17 protein-coding genes are annotated in these 16,470 nt (G+C 69.1%); 16 read left to right on the forward strand and 1 reads right to left on the reverse strand.

Annotated features, from left to right (window positions below; translation table 11 throughout):
* From nuoE to VM685_RS00315, 14 genes are all read left to right on the forward strand, one after another.
* The gene (gene nuoE / locus VM685_RS00250) at window positions 1-672 is read left to right on the forward strand and encodes an NADH-quinone oxidoreductase subunit NuoE (protein ID WP_325458094.1); all 672 of its coding nucleotides are present in this window, start codon (window positions 1-3) and stop codon (window positions 670-672) included.
* Window positions 672-1,985, forward strand: a complete 1,314-nt coding sequence (gene nuoF / locus VM685_RS00255) for an NADH-quinone oxidoreductase subunit NuoF (protein ID WP_325458095.1) — start codon at window positions 672-674, stop codon at window positions 1,983-1,985. The genes nuoE and nuoF overlap by 1 nt, the downstream gene beginning before the upstream one ends.
* A gap of 5 nt (window positions 1,986-1,990) precedes the next feature.
* Complete coding sequence (nuoG, locus tag VM685_RS00260; protein ID WP_325458096.1) at window positions 1,991-4,036, forward strand: NADH-quinone oxidoreductase subunit NuoG; 2,046 nt, start codon at window positions 1,991-1,993, stop codon at window positions 4,034-4,036.
* A gap of 2 nt (window positions 4,037-4,038) precedes the next feature.
* On the forward strand, window positions 4,039-5,139 hold the full coding sequence (gene nuoH, locus VM685_RS00265) for an NADH-quinone oxidoreductase subunit NuoH (protein ID WP_325458097.1): 1,101 nt from the start codon (window positions 4,039-4,041) through the stop codon (window positions 5,137-5,139).
* Window positions 5,136-5,330, forward strand: a complete 195-nt coding sequence (locus tag VM685_RS00270) for a hypothetical protein (RefSeq protein WP_325458098.1) — start codon at window positions 5,136-5,138, stop codon at window positions 5,328-5,330. The genes nuoH and VM685_RS00270 overlap by 4 nt, the downstream gene beginning before the upstream one ends.
* A gap of 1 nt (window position 5,331) precedes the next feature.
* Entirely contained in the window at window positions 5,332-5,823 is a 492-nt protein-coding gene (gene nuoI / locus VM685_RS00275) for an NADH-quinone oxidoreductase subunit NuoI (RefSeq protein ID WP_325458099.1), read from the forward strand.
* A gap of 74 nt (window positions 5,824-5,897) precedes the next feature.
* Window positions 5,898-6,527, forward strand: a complete 630-nt coding sequence (locus VM685_RS00280) for an NADH-quinone oxidoreductase subunit J (RefSeq protein ID WP_325458100.1) — start codon at window positions 5,898-5,900, stop codon at window positions 6,525-6,527.
* Complete coding sequence (gene nuoK, locus VM685_RS00285) at window positions 6,524-6,832, forward strand: NADH-quinone oxidoreductase subunit NuoK (protein ID WP_325458101.1); 309 nt, start codon at window positions 6,524-6,526, stop codon at window positions 6,830-6,832. The genes VM685_RS00280 and nuoK overlap by 4 nt, the downstream gene beginning before the upstream one ends.
* A 10-nt stretch (window positions 6,833-6,842) precedes the next feature.
* On the forward strand, window positions 6,843-9,092 hold the full coding sequence (gene nuoL / locus VM685_RS00290) for an NADH-quinone oxidoreductase subunit L (protein WP_325458102.1): 2,250 nt from the start codon (window positions 6,843-6,845) through the stop codon (window positions 9,090-9,092).
* An 18-nt stretch (window positions 9,093-9,110) separates the two neighbouring features.
* On the forward strand, window positions 9,111-10,598 hold the full coding sequence (locus VM685_RS00295; RefSeq protein WP_325458103.1) for an NADH-quinone oxidoreductase subunit M: 1,488 nt from the start codon (window positions 9,111-9,113) through the stop codon (window positions 10,596-10,598).
* Window positions 10,599-10,605: 7 nt separating this feature from the next.
* Window positions 10,606-12,036 carry an NADH-quinone oxidoreductase subunit NuoN gene (gene nuoN, locus VM685_RS00300; protein WP_325458104.1) on the forward strand — a complete coding sequence of 477 codons (1,431 nt, stop codon included), beginning with the start codon at window positions 10,606-10,608 and terminating at the stop codon, window positions 12,034-12,036.
* Window positions 12,037-12,777, forward strand: coding sequence for a biotin--[acetyl-CoA-carboxylase] ligase (locus VM685_RS00305; protein ID WP_325458105.1), 741 nt, complete (start codon window positions 12,037-12,039; stop codon window positions 12,775-12,777).
* The gene (locus tag VM685_RS00310; protein ID WP_325458138.1) at window positions 12,774-13,550 is read left to right on the forward strand and encodes a type III pantothenate kinase; all 777 of its coding nucleotides are present in this window, start codon (window positions 12,774-12,776) and stop codon (window positions 13,548-13,550) included. Before VM685_RS00305 ends, VM685_RS00310 begins: the two co-directional genes overlap by 4 nt.
* Window positions 13,550-15,229, forward strand: a complete 1,680-nt coding sequence (locus VM685_RS00315) for a ribonuclease J (protein ID WP_325458106.1) — start codon at window positions 13,550-13,552, stop codon at window positions 15,227-15,229. Before VM685_RS00310 ends, VM685_RS00315 begins: the two co-directional genes overlap by 1 nt.
* On the opposite strand, the gene VM685_RS00320 is transcribed toward VM685_RS00315, so the two are convergent.
* A complete protein-coding gene (locus VM685_RS00320) occupies window positions 15,226-15,582 on the reverse strand; it encodes a hypothetical protein (RefSeq protein WP_325458107.1) in 357 nt (118 codons plus the stop codon). The two genes, VM685_RS00315 and VM685_RS00320, sit on opposite strands and share 4 nt — an antisense overlap.
* Before the next feature lie 155 nt (window positions 15,583-15,737).
* Between VM685_RS00320 and mce the strand changes: the two genes are divergently transcribed.
* Together mce and VM685_RS00330 are read left to right on the forward strand one after the other, a co-directional pair.
* Window positions 15,738-16,160, forward strand: coding sequence for a methylmalonyl-CoA epimerase (gene mce, locus VM685_RS00325; RefSeq protein ID WP_325458108.1), 423 nt, complete (start codon window positions 15,738-15,740; stop codon window positions 16,158-16,160).
* Entirely contained in the window at window positions 16,160-16,420 is a 261-nt protein-coding gene (locus VM685_RS00330; RefSeq protein ID WP_325458109.1) for a DUF1467 family protein, read from the forward strand. Before mce ends, VM685_RS00330 begins: the two co-directional genes overlap by 1 nt.
* Window positions 16,421-16,470: the final 50 nt, after the last annotated feature.

A 16,470-nucleotide genomic window follows, 5' to 3' on the forward strand; every position in this document is an offset into this window, starting at 1 on the left:
GTGAGCGTCCGTCGCCTTTCGCCCAACCAGCCCGAGAGCTTCGCCTTCAAGCCCGAGGTGCTGAAGGAAGCTCAGCGCTGGATGGCCAACTATCCGGCCGGCAAGCAGCAGTCGGCGGTGATCCCGATCCTGTGGCTGGTCCAGAAGCAGGAAGGCTGGGTGTCCGAGCCCGCCATTCGCGCCGTGGCCGAGCTGCTCGGCATGCCGGTCATCCGGGTGCTCGAGATCGCCACCTTCTACACCATGTTCATGCTGGAGCCGGTCGGCACCCACGCGCTCGTGCAGGTCTGCGGCACCACGCCCTGCATGGTCCGCGGCGCGGGCGAGCTGATGGACGTGTGCAAGCGCCGGATCGGCCCGCACGACCACCGCTCGGCCGACGGCAAGTTCTACTGGCAGGAAGTGGAGTGCATGGGCGCCTGCTCGAACGCGCCCATGGCGGCCATCAACGACTACTACTACGAGGATCTCGACGCGGCTTCCTTCGAGAAGCTGCTCGACCAGTTCGCGGCCGGCGAGACCCCGGCCCCCGGCTCGGCGATCGGCCGCCAGGGCGCGTCACCGGAGGGCGGCCCGCTGACGCTCACCGACGCCAGCCTCTACGACGGCAGCCGCGCCAAGAAGATCAAGATCCCCAACCTGCCCAGCAAGTCCTCGAAGGAGACCGCCTGATGCCCGGCCTGCTTCAGGACAAGGACCGCATCTTCACCAACCTCTACGGCCTCCACGACTGGGGCCTGGACGGGGCGAAGAAGCGCGGCTGCTGGAACGGCACGGCCGACATCATCGCCCAGACGCCGGAGTGGATCTGCGACCAGATCAAGGCCTCGGGCCTGCGCGGCCGGGGCGGGGCGGGGTTCCCCACTGGGCTGAAGTGGACCTTCATGCCCAAGCAGGAGAGCGAGCGGCCGCACTACCTGGTGGTCAACGCCGACGAGTCGGAGCCCGGCGCCTGCAAGGACCGCGAGATCCTGCGCAACGACCCGCATCTCCTGATCGAGGGCTGCCTGATCGCCTGCCGCGCGATCCGCGCGCACACCGCCTACATCTACATCCGCGGCGAATACGTCTTCGAGCGCGAGCGCCTGACGGCCGCGATCAAGCAGGCCTATGACGCCAAGCTGATCGGCCCGGGCAACATCCACGGTTGGGACTGCGACGTGCGCGTCACCCACGGCGGCGGCGCCTACATCTGCGGCGACGAGACCGCCCTGATGGAGAGCCTGGAGGGCAAGAAGGGCCAGCCGCGGCTGAAGCCGCCGTTCCCGGCGGGGGCCGGCATCTACGGCGCGCCCACCACCATCAACAACGTCGAGTCGATCTCGGTCGTCGGCACCATCCTGCGCCGCGGCGCCGAGTGGTTCGCGGGCTTCGGCACCGAGAAGTCCACCGGCACCAAGCTGTTCGCGGGCTCGGGCCACCTCAACAAGCCCTGCGTCGTCGAGGATGCCGTCGGCATCCCGCTGCGCCAGCTCATCGAGGAGCACATGGGCGGCGTGCGCGGCGGCTGGGGCAACCTGAAGGCCGTCATCCCGGGCGGCATCTCGGTGCGGATGATCCCGGCCGAGGAGGCCGAGGTCGCGGTGATGACCTACGAGGACCTGCAGGCCCGCGGCTCGGGCCTCGGCACCGGCACCATGATCGTGTTCGACAAGGACGCCGACCTGGTGAAGGCCATCGCCCGGGCGTCCTACTTCTACAAGCACGAGAGCTGCGGCCAGTGCACGCCGTGCCGCGAAGGCACCGGCTGGATGTGGCGGGTGATGGAGCGGATGGTCACCGGCGAGGCCGAGATGAGCGAGATCGACTTGCTCCTCGACGTGGCCAGCCAGGTCGAAGGCCACACCATCTGCGGCCTGGGCGATGCGGCCGCCTGGCCGATCCAGGGCCTCTTCCGCCACTTCCGCCACGAGGTGGAGGAACGGATCAACGCTTACCGCGCGCGCAAGGGCTCCTACGCCGGCGCATCGATCGCGGCGGAGTAATCGAGATGCCTATCGCCAAGGTCGACGGGGTCGAGGTCGAGTTCGAACCCGGCATGAACGTGCTCCAGGTGGCGGAGCTGGCGGGGAAGGAGATCCCCCGCTTCTGCTACCACGAGCGCCTTTCCATCGCCGGCAACTGCCGGATGTGCCTCGTCGAGGTGAAGCCCGGCCCGCCGAAGCCGCAGGCCTCCTGCGCGCTGCCGGCGGCCGAGAACATGGAGATCTTCACCGACACGCCGATGGTGAAGAAGGCCCGCCACGGGGTGATGGAGTTCCTGCTCATCAACCACCCGCTGGACTGCCCGATCTGCGACCAGGGCGGCGAGTGCGACCTGCAGGACCAGGCCATGGGCTATGGCCGCGACGACAGCCGCTATGCGGAGAACAAGCGCGCGGTCGAAGAGAAGTTCATGGGGCCGCTGATCAAGACGGTCATGACCCGCTGCATCCAGTGCACGCGCTGCGTCCGCTTCATCACCGAAGTGGCCGGCGTGCCGGAGATCGGCCTCATCTCCCGCGGCGAAGACGTTGAAATCACGACCTATCTCGACAAGGCCGTGACCTCCGAGCTGTCGGCCAACGTGATCGATCTTTGCCCGGTGGGCGCGCTGACCCACAAGCCGTGGGCCTTCAACTACCGCCCCTGGGAGCTGAAGAAGACCGAGAGCGTCGACGTGATGGACGCCCTGGGCTCGGCGATCCGCGTCGACAGCCGCGGCCCCGCCGTGCTGCGCGTGCTGCCGCGCATCAACGAGGACATCAACGAGGAGTGGATCTCCGACAAGACCCGCTACGTGGTGGACGGCCTCGCCCGCCAGCGGCTCGACCGGCCCTACATCCGCGAGAACGGCCGGCTGCGCGTGGCCACCTGGAGCGAGGCGCTGGACACCGTCGCCGCCCAGCTCAGCGCCGCCAGGCCCGACCGGGTGGGCGTGATCGCCGGCGACCTGCAGGACGCGGAGTCGATGAAGGCCGCGCTCGACCTGTTCCGCGGCCTGGGCGTGCAGTCCACCGACTGCCGGCAGGACGGCATGGCCCTGGGCGAGGGCGCCCGCGAGAGCTGGCTGTTCAACTCCACCCTGGCCGGCATCGAGGAGGCCGACGTGGTCCTGCTGGTCGGGACCAATCCGCGCCTCGAGGCGCCGGTGTTCAACGCCCGCCTGCGCAAGCGCTGGCTGAACGGCGCGCTCCGCGTCGGCGTGGTCGGCGAGCAGGCCGACCTGACCTACAGCTACGACTACCTGGGCGCCGGCCCGCAGACGCTGTCGGGCCTGTCGCGCCAGCGCAGCGACTTCGTCAAGGCGCTGAAGGAAGCCAAGAACCCGGCGATCATCGTCGGCGCCGGCGCGCTCGCCCGCGCCGATGGCGCCGCCGTGCTGAAGGCCGCCGCAGGCGTCGCCAAGAGCTTCGGCATGACCTGGAACGTGCTGCACACGGCCGCGAGCCGCGTGGGCGGCCTCGACCTGGGCTTCGTCCCCGGTCCCGGCGGCCGGACGGCGCGCGAGCTGGTCGCCCCTGGCGGCGCGGACGTGCTGTTCCTGATGGGCGCGGACGAGATCGAGCTGTCCGCCTCCGACGCCTTCGTCGTCTACATGGGCACCCATGGCGACGCCGGCGCGCACAAGGCGGACGTGATCCTGCCGGGCGCCGCCTACACCGAGAAGAACGGCCTCTACGTGAACACCGAGGGCCGCGTGCAGCTCGGCGTCCGCTCGGTCTTCCCGAAGGGCGAGGCCCGCGAGGACTGGGCGATCCTGCGCGCGCTCTCCGAGCGGCTCGGCAAGACCCTGCCGTACGACACCCTCGACCAGCTGCGGGCGAAGCTGTTCGCCGACCACCCGACCTTCGGCCGCATCGACTACGTGGCCGGGCCCGAGGGCGCGAAGGGCCTGGACCTCGGCGCCCTGGGCGGGGCCGGTGACCTGCGCGACGAGCCGTTCGCCAGCCCCATCAAGAGCTTCTATCTGACCAACCCCATCGCCCGCGCCAGCGTGACGATGGCCGAGTGCGCGGCCCTGGCTTCGGGCGCCACGAAGATCGCGGCGGAGTAGCCATGGAACCTGTCGCCACTCAAAGCTTCTGGGCCACGCCGGGCGGCTGGACGGTGCTCGCCGTCGGCCAGATCCTGGCCGTGATGGTCTGGATCCTCCTGTCGCTGGCCTTCCTGCTGCTGGCCGACCGGAAGATCTGGGCGGGCGTGCAGATGCGCAAAGGGCCCAACGTGGTGGGCCCGTTCGGCCTGCTGCAGTCCTTCGCGGACTTCGGCAAGTTCCTGCTGAAGGAGATCGTCATCCCGGCGGGCGCCGACAAGGCGGTCTTCCTGCTGGCCCCGCTGATCTCCTTCACCCTGGCCTTCGCCGCCTGGGCGGTGATCCCGCTGGCGCCCGGCTGGGTGGTGTCCAACGTCAACGTGGGCATCCTCTACCTGTTCGCGATCAGCTCGCTCGGCGTCTACGGCATCATCATGGGCGGCTGGGCGTCGAACTCGAAGTACCCCTTCCTGGGCAGCCTCCGGTCGGCGGCGCAGATGGTCTCCTACGAGGTCTCCATCGGCTTCATCATCGTGGCGGTGATCGTGCTCGCCGGCTCGATGAACCTGCAGCAGATCGTCGCCACCCAGCAGGGCGGCCTCTGGAACTGGTACGTCTTCGGCGGCCCCGGCGGGCTGGAGAAGCTGCCGCTCCTGCTGTTCACCATCCCGCTGGCGGTGATCTTCTTCATCTCCGGCCTGGCCGAGACCAACCGCCCGCCGTTCGACCTGCCGGAAGCGGAGTCGGAGCTCGTGGCGGGCTATCAGGTGGAATACTCGTCCACGCCCTACCTGCTCTTCATGATCGGCGAGTACGCCAACATCGTGCTGATCTGCGCGATGACCACGATCCTGTTCTTCGGGGGGTGGACCGCGCCGTTCCCGACGCCGTTCACGGACGCCTGGCATCCGACGGCGGCGAGCTTCTTCTACTTCATGTGGTTCTTCCTGAAGGTCATTTTCTTCTTCTTCCTCGTGTCGATGGCGAAGGCGATCGTGCCCCGCTACCGCTACGACCAGCTGATGCGGCTGGGGTGGAAGGTGTTCCTGCCGTTCTCGCTGGTCGCGATCTTCGCGATCTCCGGCTGGGCGCTCTTCGTGCTCCGGCCGGCGGCGGGCGCATGAGGACGGTCCTGGCGTCGCTGCTGGCCCTGGGCGTCGCCGCCTGCGCCACGGCCATGCCGACCGGCGGGATCGCCACCTACGACGACCTGAGGCGGGCGCAGGCCGACTGCGCCGCCAAGGGCGGAAAACTGATGCTGAAGCGGGGCGGGGACTCCCAGTACCTGGAAGACTACGCCTGCGAGAGGAACTGAGATGATCAACCGGATCGGACAGGCGGTGAAGGGGGCGGCGCTCCTGGACTTCGCCGGGGCCTTCGGCCTGGCCATGAAGCACATGGTGCGTCCCAAGAAGACCGTGCAGTACCCGCACGAGCGCAACCCGCAGAGCCCGCGGTTCCGCGGCGAGCACGCGCTGCGCCGCTATCCCAACGGCGAAGAGCGCTGCATCGCCTGCAAGCTCTGCGAGGCCGTGTGCCCGGCCCAGGCGATCACCATCGAGGCGGAACCGCGCGCCGACGGCTCGCGCCGGACGACCCGCTACGACATCGACATGGTCAAGTGCATCTACTGCGGCCTGTGCCAGGAGGCCTGCCCGGTGGACGCCATCGTGGAAGGCCCGAACCTGGAGTTCGCCGTCGAGACCCGGGAGGAGCTCTACTACGACAAGGAGCGCCTGCTGGATAACGGCGACCGCTGGGAACGGGAAATCGCGAAGAATCTGGAACTGGACGCGCCCTATCGCTAAGACAGCCGCGCGATTCCGCGGCCGCCTGGCATAGGCGCAGAACTCAGGTATTTGAGGGGAGCTCGAACCCGCCGATGGCCCTCCAGGCGATCGCATTCTACTTGCTGGCGGCGGTGACCGTCCTCGCGGGTTTCTCCGTCGTTTCGGCGCGGAACCCCGTCCACTCCGTGCTGTGGCTGATCCTGGCCTTCTTCTCGGCCGCGGGGCTCTTCGTCCTGATGGGCGCGGAGTTCCTCGCGATGCTGCTGATCGTGGTCTACGTGGGCGCCGTCGCGGTGCTCTTCCTGTTCGTGGTCATGATGCTGGACGTGGACTTCGTGGCGCTCCGCCAGGGCTTTGCGCGCTATCTGCCGCTGGGCCTGGTGATCGCCGGCATCCTGGCCATCGAGATGGTCATGGTCTCCACCACGGTGGCGACCCGCGGCGCGGCCGCGGCCAATTCGGCGCCGAACGCGGCCGGCCGTGACGTGCCCGCCGACGTGACCAACGCCGAGGCGATCGGCCGGGTGCTCTACACCGACTACGTCTACTTCTTCCAGGCGGCGGGCCTGGTGCTGCTGGTGGCCATGATCGGCGCCATCGTCCTGACGCTCCGCCACAAGCCCGGCGTCCGGCGCCAGCTCGTCGCCGACCAGGTGCTGCGCACGCCCAAGACCGGCATGCGCATCGTCAGCCTCAAGCCCGGCGAAGGGGTCGGCGAATGACCATCGGCCTTTCCCACTACCTGGCGGTCGCCGCCATCCTGTTCACGATCGGCGTCTTCGGCATCTTCGTGAACCGGAAGAACATCATCGTCATCCTGATGTCGGTCGAGCTGATCCTGCTCGCGGTGAACATCAACCTGGTGGCCTTCTCGGTCTACCTGCACAACGTGGTGGGGCAGATCTTCGCCATGTTCGTGCTCACCGTGGCCGCGGCGGAAGCCGCCGTGGGCCTGGCCATCCTCGTCACCTTCTTCCGCAACCGCGGCGACATCTCGGTGGATGACGCCTCGATGATGAAGGGCTGAGCGCACCCGCATGTCCGCTGAAACCCTCGTCACCATCATCCTCTTCGGGCCCCTCGTGGGCGCGATCACGGCCGGCCTGTTCGGCCGCCGGATCGGCAATGTGGCCTCCCAGGCCGTCACCACCGGCTTTCTGATGCTCTCGGCGGTCCTGTCCTGGACCGTCTTCAGCCAGTGGACCTGGGGCGGTCTCGAGCCCTTCACCGTCACCTACGCGCCCTTCATCCACGTGGGCGAGTTCGTCTCGAACTGGGCCTTCCGGCTGGACGGCCTGTCGGCGGTGATGCTGGTGGTCGTGACCACCGTCTCCTCGCTCGTGCACCTCTATTCGTGGGGCTACATGGCCGAGGACCCGGACAAGCCGCGGTTCTTCGCCTACCTGTCGCTCTTCACCTTCGCCATGCTGGCGCTGATCAGCGCCGCCGACTTCATGCAGCTGTTCTTCGGCTGGGAAGGCGTGGGCCTGGCGAGCTACCTGCTGATCGGCTTCTGGTTCAAGAAGCCCACCGCCAACGCGGCGTCCATCAAGGCCTTCGTCGTCAACCGGGTGGGCGACTTCGGCTTCGCCCTCGGCATCATGACCGTGTTCTGGGCCTTCGGGACCATCCAGTTCGCCGAGCTGTTCCCGGCCGTCGCGGCCAACGCCGACCGCGCCTGGGAGTTCGCCGGCCAGTCCTGGCGGCTGATGGACCTCGCCTGCGCGCTGCTGTTCGTCGGCGCCATGGGCAAGTCCGCCCAGTTCTTCCTGCACACCTGGCTGCCCGACGCCATGGAGGGCCCGACGCCCGTCTCGGCCCTGATCCACGCGGCCACCATGGTGACCGCAGGGGTCTACATGGTCTGCCTGCTGTCGCCGATGTTCGAGTACGCCCCGGTGGCCAAGAACATCGTGACCGTGGTCGGCGCGGTGACGGCGCTGTTCGCCGCGACCGTCGGCCTGACCCAGAACGACATCAAGCGGGTCATCGCCTACTCGACCTGCTCGCAGCTCGGCTACATGTTCTTCGCCGCGGGGGTCGGCGCTTACCAGGCGGCCATGTTCCACCTGTTCACCCACGCCTTCTTCAAGGCCCTGCTGTTCCTGGGCGCGGGCTCGGTGATCCACGGCATGGCCCACGAGCAGGACATGCGCCGCTACGGCGGGCTCGCGAAGTACCTGCCGGTCACCTATGCGGTGATGACCATCGGCACCATCGCCATCACCGGCCTGGGCATCCCGGGCGTTGAGCTGGGCTTCGCCGGCTTCTACTCCAAGGACGCCATCATCCACGCCGCCTACGAGGCGGGCGGGGCGGGCGAGCCGTTCGGCTACTTCGCCTTCGTGATCGGCGTCTTCGTGGCCGGCCTGACCGCCTTCTACTCCTGGCGCCTGGCCTTCTTCACCTTCAACGGCCACGCCCGCTGGACCAGCGAAGACCTGGAGCACCACTGGCACAACCGCGACCATGCCCATGGCCACGCGGACGACCACGCCACCCACGCCCAGATCGAAACCCACGACGAACCTCTGGCCGGCGACGACCACCACGCCCACGCCGGGCATGGCCACGGCGGCCATGACCACAAGCCGCACGAGAGCCCCTGGACCATGCGCCTGCCGCTGATCCTGCTGGCGATCGGGGCGATCGGCGCGGGCTTCGCCTTCCACCACCAGTTCATCGGCGAGCACAAGGCCGAGTTCTGGCGCGGCGCCATCTACAACGCGCCGGTCCATCACGCTCCGGCCCATGCCGAAGCGACGGGCCCGGCCGCCCACGAGGGGACCGCGGTCGCCGCGGCGCCCGCTGCCGAAGGCGCGGCGAGTCACGCGGCCCAGACCGCCGCCGGCCCGGCGCCGGGGACGGACGCCTCCACGGCGGAAGCGCACCACGCGCCGACCTGGGTGATCTGGGCCCCGCTCGTGGCGTCGGTGCTTGGCCTGCTGGTGGCGGCCTACGTCTACCTGCTGCGGGAAGGGCTGGGCGCACGCCTCGCCGCCCGGGGCGGGCCGCTCTACGTCTTCTTCTACAACAAGTGGTTCTTCGACGAGCTCTACGACGCGACCTTCGTGCGCGGCGCGAGGCTCCTCGGCGACCTGTTCTGGAAGGGCGGCGACCAGAAGATCATCGACGGCCTGGGGCCGGACGGGGTTTCGGCCGTGTCCTACGCCGTGGGCCGCGGCACGGGCCGCCTGCAGACCGGCTACGTCTACCACTACGCCTTCGTGATGCTCCTGGGCGTCGCGGGCCTGCTCACCTACGCCCTCTGGGCCTGGAACGCCTAAGGGGAGGGCGCAGACGACATGACCGGCATCCTCTCCCTCATCACCTACGCCCCGATCGTGGGCGTGGCGGGCATCCTGATCCTGCGCCTGCTGCGCGGGCCGGACGATGCGGCGGTGATCAACGCGTCCAAGTGGATCGCGCTCGTCACCACGCTGGCGACCTTCGCGCTCTCGGTGCTGCTGGTGGTCCAGTTCGACCCGAACGAGGCCGGCTTCCAGTTCCTGGAAGAGGTCCCCTGGTTCGGCGACATCACCTACCGCATGGGCGTGGACGGCATCTCGGTGCTGTTCGTGCTGCTGACGGCCTTCCTGATGCCGCTGTGCATCGCGGCGTCCTGGCGCTCCATCGAGCACCGGATCCCCGAGTACATGATCGCCTTCCTGGTCCTCGAGACCCTGGTGATCGGCGTCTTCTGCGCCCTCGACATCGTGCTGTTCTACATCTTCTTCGAGTTCGGCCTGGTCCCGATGTTCCTGATCATCGGCATCTGGGGCGGCGCGCGGCGGGTCTACGCGGCCTTCAAGTTCTTCCTCTACACCCTGCTGGGCTCCGTCCTGATGCTGGCGGCGATCCTCGCCATGATCGGTATCGCCGGCACCAGCTCCATCCCCGAGCTGATGGCCTACGAGTTCGACGCCGGCCTGCAGACTTGGCTGTGGCTCGCCTTCTTCGCCTCCTTCGCGGTGAAGATGCCCATGTGGCCGGTGCACACCTGGCTTCCGGACGCCCACGTCGAGGCTCCCACCGCGGGCTCGGTGATCCTGGCCGGCATCCTGCTGAAAATGGGCGGCTACGGCTTCATGCGCTTCAGCCTGCCGATGTTCCCGGACGCCTCGGAGATGTTCACGCCGCTGGTTTTCGCGCTGAGCGTGATCGCCGTCGTCTACACCTCGCTGGTGGCCTTCCGGCAGACCGACATCAAGAAGCTGATCGCCTATTCGTCGGTGGCCCACATGGGCTTCGTGACCATGGGCATCTTCTCCGGCAACGCCCAGGGCGAGCAGGGCGCGCTGTTCCAGATGATCAGCCACGGGGTGATCTCGGGCGCGCTCTTCCTCTGCGTCGGCGTGGTCTACGACCGCATGCACACCCGTGAGATCGCCTTCTACGGCGGGCTGGTGAACCGCATGCCCTGGTACGCGGCCGTGTTCATGCTGTTCACCATGGGCAACGTCGGCCTGCCGGGCACCTCGGGCTTCGTCGGCGAGATCCTCACCATGACCGGCGCCTACCGGGCCTCCACCTGGACGGCGATCGTGGCGGCCTCGGGCGTGATCCTGTCGGCCATGTACGCGCTCACCCTCTACCGGCGGGTGATCTTCGGCGAGCTGGTCAATCCCAAGCTCGCCACCATCACCGACCTGGACTGGCGCGAGGTGGCGATCTTCGCGCCCCTGATCGTCGCCACCCTCTACCTGGGCGTCCAGCCCAACTCCGTGTTCAACCTGACCGCGGCCTCCGTGGACCAGCTCGTCTCGGTCTACCAAGCGGCCATCGGGGGCTAAGCCGAAGATGACGTTCTCCGCCGACCTCGGCCTTGCATTCCCTGAGCTGATCCTGGCGGGCGGCGCGCTGCTGCTGCTCGTCTGGGGCGCGTTCGCGCCCAGGATGACCACCGCGGTCAGCGCCGCGGCCGTCGTCACCCTGCTGGGCGCGGCCGTCGCCTCGGCCACCGGCCCGTTCGGCCGCGCCTTCTCCGGCGGCCTGATCTCGGACGAGGCGGCGACCTTCGCCAAGGTGGCGATCTATGTCGCCTCGGCGATCTGCGTCCCGCTCGGCATGCGCTGGTTCGAGCGCCGCGGCGTGAGGAACTTCGAGTTCCCGGTGCTGATCCTGCTGGCCGCGCTCGGCATGGGCATGATGGCCTCGGCCGGCGACCTGATCAGCCTCTATGTCGGCGTCGAGCTGCACTCGCTCGCGCTCTACGTCCTGGCCGCCATGCACCGCGACGACGCCAAGGCGTCCGAAGCGGGCCTGAAGTACTTCGTGCTGGGCGCGCTCTCTTCCGGCCTGCTGCTCTATGGCGCGAGCCTGATCTACGGCTTCGCCGGCTCCACCCTGTTCTCTGACATCGCCGTGGCCGCCCAGGCGGGCGCCAACACCGGCCTGCTGTTCGGCCTGGTGTTCCTGATCTGCGGCCTGGCCTTCAAGGTCTCCGCCGCGCCGTTCCACATGTGGACACCGGATGTCTACGAGGGCGCGCCGACCCCGGTCGTGGCCTTCTTCGCCGCCGCCCCGAAGCTCGCCGCCATGGTGCTGTTCGCCCGCGTGCTCGCCGAGGGCTTCGCCGGCGCCGTGCCGCAGTGGCAGCAGGTGCTGGTGGCGATCGGCCTGATCTCGGTCTTCGTCGGCGCCTTCGCAGGGCTCGCCCAGAAGAACCTCAAGCGCCTGTGGGCCTACTCCTCCATCGCCAACGTCGGCTACGCCATCCTGGGTCTCGCCGCCGGCACGGGCGAGGGCGTGCAGGCCATGCTGATGTTCATGGTCCTCTACATGATCGACGTGACGGGCTTCTTCGCCTGCCTCGCGGCGCTGTCGCGCCAGGGCAAGTCGATGGAGACCATCGAGGACATGGCCGGGCTGATCAAGGAACAGCCGGGCCTGGCGCTGGCCATGACCGCCTTCTCGCTGTCGGCGCTCGGCCTGCCGCCGTTCTCCGGCTTCTGGGCCAAGGTCTATGTGTTCAAGGCCGCGATCGACGCGGGCCTGGGCTGGGCGGCCGTGGCGGGCCTGGTGGGCTCGGTCGTGGCCGCCTTCTACTACCTGCGCCTGATCAAGGTGATGTGGTTCGACGCCGGCGTCGGCGCCACCGACAAGCCGGCCTTCGAGGCCCGGTTCATCGCGGTGGCCCTGGCGGTCTTCTCCTTCCCGGTCGTGCTCGTGGCGCTCACCTGGCTCGACCCCCTCGCGGCCCGGGCGGCGGCGGCGTTCGGTCTGGCCTAGGTGCCCGACCACCCGCCGATCGAAGCCTACGACGAGATCGACTCCACCAACGCGGAGGCCCGTCGCCGGGCCGAGGCCGGGCAGGGCGGGCCCGTGTGGATCACCGCCGCGGTCCAGACCGCCGGCCGCGGGCGCCGCGGGCGGGCCTGGTCCACCCAGCGCGGCAACCTCGCCGCCACCCTGCTGACGACCACCGACCTGCCGCCGGTAGAGGCCGCGCAGGTCTCGTTCGTGGCGGCGCTCGCCGCCTGCGACCTCGCCGACACCTGCCTGGGCGCGGGCGCCGCGCGGCTGAAGTGGCCCAACGACGTCCTGGTGCATGGCCGCAAGGCGGTCGGCATCCTGGTGGAGTCGGGCGCCCGTCCCGACGGGCGGCTGTGGCTGGCCGTGGGGATCGGCGTGAACCTCGCCCACGCCCCGCAGGACGTGGAACGGCCCGCCGCCGCCTTCGCCGACCACATGTCGAGCCCGCCGCCGCAGCCGCTCGACGCCCTGGAGGTGCTGGCCGCCCGATTCGAGGCCTGGCGCAGGCTCTGGGCGACCCAGGGCTTCGCGCCCGTGGCGCGGGGCTGGACGGACCGCGCCCACGGCCTGGGCGAGCGCTGCGAGGCGCGCCTGCCCAGCCGCACGCTTTCCGGCGTCGCCGAGGGCCTGGACCTGGACGGCGCGCTGCGGCTCAGGCTGGACGACGGCTCGCTGGAGCGCATAACGGCAGGCGACGTGTTCTTCGGGGGCTCCTGATGCTGCTGGCGATCGAGCAGGGCAACACCAACACCCTCTTCGCTGTCCACGACGGCGAGCGGTGGACGGCGCAGTGGCGGGCGGCGACGGAATCCAGCCGCACGGCCGACGAATACGCCGTCTGGCTCTCCCAGCTGCTGGCCATGGCCGGCCTGCAGCTCGGCGTGTTCAACGGCTGCATCATCTCCAGCGTGGTGCCGCAGTCGATCTTCAACCTGCGCAACCTGGCCCGCCGCTACCTGCACGTGGAGCCGCTGGTGATCGGCGAGAACGCCGAGCTGGGCATCCCGGTGCGCATCGACAAGCCGTCGGAGGCGGGCGCCGACCGCCTGGTCAACGCCATCGGCGCCCACGTGGTCTATCCGGGGGCGCTGATCGTCATCGACTCCGGCACCGCCACCACCTTCGACGTGATCGCCCCCGACGGCGGCTTCGAGGGCGGGGTCATCGCGCCCGGGATCAACCTCTCGATGGAAGCGTTGCACACCGCGGCGGCCAAACTTCCCAGGGTCGCCATCCAGAAGCCCCAGCGGGTGGTGGGCACGGATACGGTGGGCGCGATGCAATCGGGCGTGTTCTGGGGCTACATCGCCCTGATCGAGGGGCTGATCGCCCGCATCAAGGCCGAGCAGGACCGCCCGCTGACCGTCGTCGCCACCGGCGGCGTGGCCTCGCTGTTCCACGGCGCGACCGGCGCCATCGACCACTTCGACCCTGACCTCACCATCCGCGGCATGCTGGAGATCTGGCGCCGCAACTCGAAAGCATCCTGATGGCGCGTGACGCCCAAGACGAACTCGTCTTCCTGCCGCTCGGCGGGTCGAACGAGATCGGCATGAACTTCAACCTCTACGGCTTCGGGCCGCCGCACGACCGCCGCTGGGTGGTGGTGGACCTGGGCGTGACCTTCGGCGACCAGTCCACGCCCGGCGTCGAGGTGATCCTGCCCGACCCCGAGTATATCGAGGAATATGCCGACCGGATCCTGGGCATCGTCGTCACCCACGCCCACGAGGACCACATCGGGGCGGTGGCCCACCTGTGGCCGCGGCTGAAGGCGCCCGTCTACGCCACGCCCTTCACCGCCTTCGTCCTGCGCGAGAAGCTGCGCGAGGCCGATCTCCTGGACCAGGTGCCGATCACCGAGGTGCCGCTGGGCGGGGTGATCGAGCTGGGTCCGTTCCGCATGGAGCTGATCACGCTCACCCACTCCATCCCCGAGCCGAACGGCATCGCCATCAAGACGCCGCTCGGCACCGTGCTGCACACCGGCGACTGGAAGATCGACCCGCACCCCCTGCTGGGCGCGCCCACCGACCAGGACGCCATCCGCCGGCTCGGCGACGAGGGCGTGCTGGCCATGGTCTGCGATTCCACCAACGTCTTCGTCGATGGCGTGGCCGGCTCGGAGGCCGAGGTCCGCGACGCCCTGATCCCGCTGATCGGCGGACTGAAGGGCAAGGTGGCGGTGGCCTGCTTCGCCTCCAACGTCGCCCGGATGGACAGCGTGATCCGCGCCGCCGAGGCGGCCGGCCGCCGGGTCTGCCTGGTGGGCCGCTCCATGCACCGCATGGCCTCGGCGGCGAAGTCCGTGGGCCTGATGCAGGACGTCCAGGACTTCGTGTCGGAAGGCGAGGCGGGCTACTTCCCCGCCGAGAAGATCCTCTACCTGTGCACCGGCAGCCAGGGCGAGCCGCGCGCCGCCCTTTCCAGGATCGCCGACGGCAGCCACCCGCACGTCAGCTTGGGCGCGGGCGATTCCTGCATCTTCTCCTCGCGGGTGATCCCCGGGAACGAGATCCCGATCCGCAACCTGCAGAACAAGCTCGCCGACCGCGGGGTGCGCCTCTACACCGAGCGCGACCATCCGGGCATCCACGTCTCCGGCCACCCCTGCCGCGACGAACTGGCGGAGATGTACCGCTGGGCCCGGCCGCAGATCGCGGTTCCGACCCACGGCGAGCGCCGCCACCTGCTCGAGCACTGCGCCTTCGCCAAGGACCTGCAGGTGCCGCAGGCGGTCGCGCCGCGGAACGGCGACATGGTGCGCCTGGCCCCCGGCCGCGCCGAGATCATCGACGAGGTGCCGTCGGGCCGGCTCTACGTGGACGCCGGCGTGCTCACGCCCGAGAACGGCGAGGCCCTGCGCGAACGCCGCCACGCCGCCTACAACGGCATGCTGTCGGTCTCGGTCGTGCTCGACCGCAAGGGCAAGATACTGGCGGGGCCCGAGGTGCGGGCGCTGGGCCTGCCCACCGACGAGGACTATCCCCTGGAGGACGTGCTCGACGACCTGTCGGAGGAGGCCGAGAACGCGCTCGACCGTCTCTCGCGTGAGAACCGCGACCTGGACGACGCGGTGGAGACCGCCATGTCGCGGGCGGTGAAGAAGGCCAGCCAGCGAATCTGGGGCCGCCGTCCCGTGGTCGAGACGACGGTGCTTCGCGTCTAGCCGAGGTGGGGCTGCAGCAGACGCACCTGAAGGAAGCCGAGCACCAGGACCGAGTTGGCCACCCAGGCGATGGTCAGCAGGCGCGCCATGATCCCCCAGGGATGGCGCGCCGTCTCGGCGCAGCGCCAGACCGCCACGAGCACCCAGGCGGTGTAGATCGCGAAGAGGCCGATCATCGTCTGCTGCACGGCCGCGTCGCCTTCCATGAGGGCGGCCACGAAGACGGCGATGAGCACCAGGCTGACGAACACGCCATAGCCCCAGAACGCCGTCGCCAGGCTCGCCTGGCCGCGCCAGGCGTCCAGCGGCGTGGCGGCCACCGGCTTCAGGCTGGCGGGATGAGAATTGGCCATGCGACCTCCCAGTTCTTGTCTCCGGCGGTGCGATCGGCCGGATTTTGCTTTGAAAGCTTAGCACGCCAAAGCTGAGCGTGTTTGCGTTAGCGCAACCTGCCGGTTTCCGCCGCGTGATCTCGCGCCGGAGCGGGGGAGGGCGTATATGCCGCCCCATGATCGGAAGACTGAACCACATCGGCGTCGCCACCCCCTCGATCGAGGAGTCCGTGAAGCTCTACCGGGACGTGCTCGGCGCCACGAAGATCGGCGAGAAGTTCCCCATGGAGCAGCAGGGCGTCTGGGTCTGCTTCGTCGACCTGCCCAACAGCCAGATCGAGCTGATCGAGCCGCTGGGCGACGCTTCGCCGCTCAAGGGCTTCCTTGAAAAGAACCCGATGGGCGGGCAACACCACGTCTGCTTCGAGGTCGAGGACATCCTCGCCGCCCGCGACGACATGGCCGCCAAGGGCGCGACCGTGCTCAACAACGGCGAGCCGCGCATCGGAGCGCACGGCACGCCGGTGCTCTTCGTCCATCCGAAGAACATGGGCGGCGTGCTCGTGGAGCTCATGGAGTCACCGAAGGGAGCCCACTGATGGGTCCGTTCACCGCCGTCGCGATCTACATCACCATCTGGTGGACAGTGCTGTTCGCCGTCCTGCCCTGGGGGGTGACCAGCCACGCCCAGGCCGGCATCGACAAGGGGGACGGGGGCGATCCTGGGGCGCCGGTCGATCCCAAACTGAAGAAGAAGTTCCTCACCACCACCTGGATCTCGGCGATCCTGTGGGTCGTTGTGTGGGCCATCATCCACTTCGGCCTGATCACCCTGCCCAACCTGCCGTCCGGCGCGTAAAGCGGGGCGTTGCCAAGCGGAGCCGGCGGGGGCTATCAGGGCCGCTCGCC

The sequence above is a fragment of the Phenylobacterium sp. genome (assembly GCF_035539035.1).
Taxonomy (GTDB): Bacteria; Pseudomonadota; Alphaproteobacteria; order Caulobacterales; family Caulobacteraceae; genus Phenylobacterium.

Coding starts and splice junctions, on each gene's coding strand:
- nuoF (WP_325458095.1), top strand. CDS start 672: ATGCCCGGCCTGCTTCAGGACAAGGACCGCATCTTCACCAACCTCTAC.
- nuoG (WP_325458096.1), top strand. CDS start 1,991: ATGCCTATCGCCAAGGTCGACGGGGTCGAGGTCGAGTTCGAACCCGGC.
- nuoH (WP_325458097.1), top strand. CDS start 4,039: ATGGAACCTGTCGCCACTCAAAGCTTCTGGGCCACGCCGGGCGGCTGG.
- VM685_RS00270 (WP_325458098.1), top strand. CDS start 5,136: ATGAGGACGGTCCTGGCGTCGCTGCTGGCCCTGGGCGTCGCCGCCTGC.
- nuoI (WP_325458099.1), top strand. CDS start 5,332: ATGATCAACCGGATCGGACAGGCGGTGAAGGGGGCGGCGCTCCTGGAC.
- VM685_RS00280 (WP_325458100.1), top strand. CDS start 5,898: ATGGCCCTCCAGGCGATCGCATTCTACTTGCTGGCGGCGGTGACCGTC.
- nuoK (WP_325458101.1), top strand. CDS start 6,524: ATGACCATCGGCCTTTCCCACTACCTGGCGGTCGCCGCCATCCTGTTC.
- nuoL (WP_325458102.1), top strand. CDS start 6,843: ATGTCCGCTGAAACCCTCGTCACCATCATCCTCTTCGGGCCCCTCGTG.
- VM685_RS00295 (WP_325458103.1), top strand. CDS start 9,111: ATGACCGGCATCCTCTCCCTCATCACCTACGCCCCGATCGTGGGCGTG.
- nuoN (WP_325458104.1), top strand. CDS start 10,606: ATGACGTTCTCCGCCGACCTCGGCCTTGCATTCCCTGAGCTGATCCTG.
- VM685_RS00315 (WP_325458106.1), top strand. CDS start 13,550: ATGGCGCGTGACGCCCAAGACGAACTCGTCTTCCTGCCGCTCGGCGGG.
- VM685_RS00320 (WP_325458107.1), bottom strand. CDS start 15,582: ATGGCCAATTCTCATCCCGCCAGCCTGAAGCCGGTGGCCGCCACGCCG.
- mce (WP_325458108.1), top strand. CDS start 15,738: ATGATCGGAAGACTGAACCACATCGGCGTCGCCACCCCCTCGATCGAG.
- VM685_RS00330 (WP_325458109.1), top strand. CDS start 16,160: ATGGGTCCGTTCACCGCCGTCGCGATCTACATCACCATCTGGTGGACA.